The 5037-nt window shown below is 56.9% G+C and carries 2 rRNA genes; both read right to left on the reverse strand.

Going from position 1 to position 5037, the window contains the following annotated elements:
• Positions 1 to 61 precede the first annotated feature (61 nt).
• Positions 62 to 3173, reverse strand: a 23S ribosomal RNA gene (locus tag IU450_RS39080).
• Between the two features lie 326 nt (positions 3174 to 3499).
• A 16S ribosomal RNA gene (locus IU450_RS39085) occupies positions 3500 to 5018 on the reverse strand.
• Together the 16S and 23S rRNA genes form the textbook arrangement of a ribosomal RNA operon.
• Positions 5019 to 5037: the final 19 nt, after the last annotated feature.

Raw genomic sequence — 5037 nt, forward strand, 5'->3', positions numbered from 1 at the left:
TGGGGTTACGGGTATCTGTGTGTTGTTTCAGATACCGCACAGTGGACGCGTAGCAACCTTTGTTGGTAAGTCCTCGGCCGATTAGTACCGGTCACCTCCACACGTTACCGTGCTTCCAGTTCCGGCCTATCAACCCCATGGTCTGTGGGGGGCCTTAACCACTCAAGGTGGTGAGAAACCTCATCTTGGAACAGGCTTCCCGCTTAGATGCTTTCAGCGGTTATCCCTTCCGAACGTAGCCAACCAGCAGTGCCCTTGGCAGGACAACTGGCACACCAGAGGTTCGTCCGTCCCGGTCCTCTCGTACTAGGGACAGCCTTCCTCAAGTTTCTGACGCGCGCGGCGGATAGAGACCGAACTGTCTCACGACGTTCTAAACCCAGCTCGCGTGCCGCTTTAATGGGCGAACAGCCCAACCCTTGGGACCTACTCCAGCCCCAGGATGCGACGAGCCGACATCGAGGTGCCAAACCATCCCGTCGATATGGACTCTTGGGGAAGATCAGCCTGTTATCCCCGGGGTACCTTTTATCCGTTGAGCGACACCGCTTCCACATGCCGGTGCCGGATCACTAGTCCCGACTTTCGTCCCTGCTCGACCCGTCAGTCTCACAGTCAAGCTCCCTTGTGCACTTGCACTCGACACCTGATTGCCAACCAGGCTGAGGGAACCTTTGGGCGCCTCCGTTACATTTTGGGAGGCAACCGCCCCAGTTAAACTACCCACCAGGCACTGTCCCTGAACCCGATCAGGGTCCGAGGTTAGAAGTCCAATACGACCAGAGTGGTATTTCAACGACGACTCCACGAACACTGGCGTGCCCGCTTCACAGTCTCCCACCTATCCTACACAAACCGTACCGAACACCAATACCAAGCTATAGTGAAGGTCCCGGGGTCTTTTCGTCCTGCCGCGCGTAACGAGCATCTTTACTCGTAATGCAATTTCGCCGAGTCTGTGGTTGAGACAGCAGAGAAGTCGTTACGCCATTCGTGCAGGTCGGAACTTACCCGACAAGGAATTTCGCTACCTTAGGATGGTTATAGTTACCACCGCCGTTTACCGGGGCTTAAATTCTCAGCTTCGCACCCGAAGGCGCTAACCGGTCCTCTTAACCTTCCGGCACCGGGCAGGCGTCAGTCCGTATACATCGTCTTACGACTTCGCACGGACCTGTGTTTTTAGTAAACAGTCGCTTCTCTCTGGTCTCTGCGACCACACCCAGCTCACAGCGTAAAGCCGGTCACCAGACGTGGTCCCCCTTCTCCCGAAGTTACGGGGGCATTTTGCCGAGTTCCTTAACCACAGTTCTCTCGATCGCCTCGGTATTCTCTACCTGACCACCTGTGTCGGTTTGGGGTACGGGCCGTGTACCAACTCACTAGAGGCTTTTCTCGGCAGCATAGGATCACTGAATTCGCCTCAATCGGCTACGCATCACCTCTCAGGCTCATGAGTGGCGGATTTGCCTACCACTCGCCCTACAGGCTTACACCAGGTATTCCATCACCTGGCCCAGCTACCTTCCTGCGTCACCCCATCGCTTGACTACTACAGCAGGGGTCGTGCGCAGCCGCTTCAAGCTTCCCGAAGGAAGTCCATCCACATTTGGGCACTTAGCACCACTGATTCGCCACTGGGCGCGGATACACGGGTACGGGAATATCAACCCGTTGTCCATCGACTACGCCTGTCGGCCTCGCCTTAGGTCCCGACTCACCCTGGGCGGATTAACCTGGCCCAGGAACCCTTGGTCATTCGGCGGACGAGTTTCTCACTCGTCTTTCGCTACTCATGCCTGCATTCTCACTCGCGTAGCCTCCACAACTAGTTCACACTGCTGCTTCCATGGCTACACGACGCTCCCCTACCCACCCCAGCTCCTGGCTCGAAAGCAGAATAATGCTGGAGTGCCGCGGCTTCGGCGGTGTACTTGAGCCCCGCTACATTGTCGGCGCAGAATCACTTGACCAGTGAGCTATTACGCACTCTTTCAAGGGTGGCTGCTTCTAAGCCAACCTCCTGGTTGTCTTCGCGACTCCACATCCTTTTCCACTTAGTACACGCTTAGGGGCCTTAGCCGGCGATCTGGGCTGTTTCCCTCTCGACTACGAAGCTTATCCCCCGCAGTCTCACTGCCGCGCTCTCACACACCGGCATTCGGAGTTTGGCTGATTTCGGTAAGCTTGTGGGCCCCCTAGACCATCCAGTAGCTCTACCTCCGGTGTGAAACACGCGACGCTGCACCTAAATGCATTTCGGGGAGAACCAGCTATCACGGAGTTTGATTGGCCTTTCACCCCTACCCACAGCTCATCCCCTCAGTTTTCAACCTAAGTGGGTTCGGGCCTCCACGACGTCTTACCGTCGCTTCACCCTGGCCATGGGTAGATCACTCCGCTTCGGGTCCATGATATGCGACTCAACCGCCCTATTCGGACTCGCTTTCGCTACGGCTACCCCACACGGGTTAACCTCGCCACACACCGATGACTCGCAGGCTCATTCTTCAAAAGGCACGCCATCACCCCACCCCGAAGGGAAGGCTCTGACGGATTGTAAGCGCACGGTTTCAGGTACTATTTCACTCCCCTCCCGGGGTACTTTTCACCTTTCCCTCACGGTACTAGTCCGCTATCGGTCACCAGGGAGTATTCAGGCTTACCGGGTGGTCCCGGCAGATTCACAGCAGATTTCACGGGCCCGCTGCTACTCGGGCACCCACTACAACAGAGCACGTGTTTTCGTCTACGGGATTATCACCCTCTACGACAGGCCGTTCCAGACCACTTCGACTAACACGAACTTTTCTGACTGTCGCTCGACTCGGCAGAATCGAGAAAGTGAGCCCCACTACCCCGCCCAGACAACCCCTGCCGGGTATCACATCTGAACGGTTTAGCCTCATCCGCTTTCGCTCGCCACTACTCACGGAATCACAATTGTTTTCTCTTCCTGTGGGTACTGAGATGTTTCACTTCCCCACGTTCCCTCCCAACCGCCTATATATTCAGCGGAGGGTGACACGACATCACTCGTGCCGGGTTTCCCCATTCGGAAATCCTCGGATCTCAGCTCGGTTGACAGCTCCCCGAGGCTTATCGCAGCCTCCTACGTCCTTCATCGGCTCCTGGTGCCAAGGCATCCACCGTACGCTCTTCAACACTTACTAACAAAGATGCTCGCGTCCACTGTGCAGTTCTCAAACAACACACCCACACCGAACCGATAAGCAAGACCAGCGCCCCCCGAAGAGGACCGGTATCCAGCAGATCCGGGCGGATCGTATTTTTTGCCTGGAAAGAACGCCTGTTCTTTCAGGACCCAACAGTGTGTCGATATACCAACCGTCAGCCGATCATCCAAGACCGACCGATACACGGAAGAAGTTGTCAGCGTTCCACCCATGAGCTTCCGCCGGAAGACGATTGCTCCCGAAACGGTCTCTGGCACAACCACGCTCGACTGTTCGAGGCGCTGTGCAGAAGTGCTCCTTAGAAAGGAGGTGATCCAGCCGCACCTTCCGGTACGGCTACCTTGTTACGACTTCGTCCCAATCGCCGATCCCACCTTCGACGGCTCCCTCCCACAAGGGGTTAGGCCACCGGCTTCGGGTGTTACCGACTTTCATGACGTGACGGGCGGTGTGTACAAGGCCCGGGAACGTATTCACCGCAGCGTTGCTGATCTGCGATTACTAGCGACTCCAACTTCACGGGGTCGAGTTGCAGACCCCGATCCGAACTGAGACCGGCTTTAAGGGATTCGCTCCACCTCACGGTATCGCAGCCCTCTGTACCGGCCATTGTAGCATGTGTGAAGCCCTGGACATAAGGGGCATGATGACTTGACGTCGTCCCCACCTTCCTCCGAGTTGACCCCGGCAGTCTCTCACGAGTCCCCGCCATTACGCGCTGGCAACATAAGATAAGGGTTGCGCTCGTTGCGGGACTTAACCCAACATCTCACGACACGAGCTGACGACAGCCATGCACCACCTGTACACCGACCACAAGGGGGCCTACATCTCTGCAGGTTTCCGGTGTATGTCAAACCCAGGTAAGGTTCTTCGCGTTGCATCGAATTAATCCACATGCTCCGCCGCTTGTGCGGGCCCCCGTCAATTCCTTTGAGTTTTAGCCTTGCGGCCGTACTCCCCAGGCGGGGTACTTAATGCGTTAGCTACGGCACGGATCCCGTGGAAGGAAACCCACACCTAGTACCCACCGTTTACGGCGTGGACTACCAGGGTATCTAATCCTGTTCGCTACCCACGCTTTCGCTTCTCAGCGTCAGTTACTGCCCAGAGACCCGCCTTCGCCACCGGTGTTCCTCCTGATATCTGCGCATTTCACCGCTACACCAGGAATTCCAGTCTCCCCTGCAGTACTCAAGTCTGCCCGTATCGCCCGCAAGCTTGGGGTTGAGCCCCAAGTTTTCACGGACGACGCGACAAACCGCCTACAAGCTCTTTACGCCCAGTAATTCCGGACAACGCTCGCACCCTACGTATTACCGCGGCTGCTGGCACGTAGTTGGCCGGTGCTTCTTCTACAGGTACCGTCACTTGCGCTTCGTCCCTGTCGAAAGAGGTTTACAACCCGAAGGCCGTCATCCCTCACGCGGCGTCGCTGCATCAGGCTTTCGCCCATTGTGCAATATTCCCCACTGCTGCCTCCCGTAGGAGTCTGGGCCGTGTCTCAGTCCCAGTGTGGCCGGTCGCCCTCTCAGGCCGGCTACCCGTCGTCGCCTTGGTAGGCCATTACCCCACCAACAAGCTGATAGGCCGCGGGCCCATCTCGCACCGATAAATCTTTCCACCCACCGCCATGCGACAGCAGGTCATATCCGGTATTAGACCCAGTTTCCCAGGCTTATCCCGAAGTGCGAGGCAGATCACCCACGTGTTACTCACCCGTTCGCCGCTCGTGTACCCCGAAGGGCCTTACCGCTCGACTTGCATGTGTTAAGCACGCCGCCAGCGTTCGTCCTGAGCCAGGATCAAACTCTCCGTTGAAGACTCACAACCACACCCC

Source organism: Nocardia abscessus, from assembly GCF_015477775.1.
Taxonomy (GTDB): domain Bacteria; phylum Actinomycetota; class Actinomycetes; order Mycobacteriales; family Mycobacteriaceae; genus Nocardia; species Nocardia abscessus_A.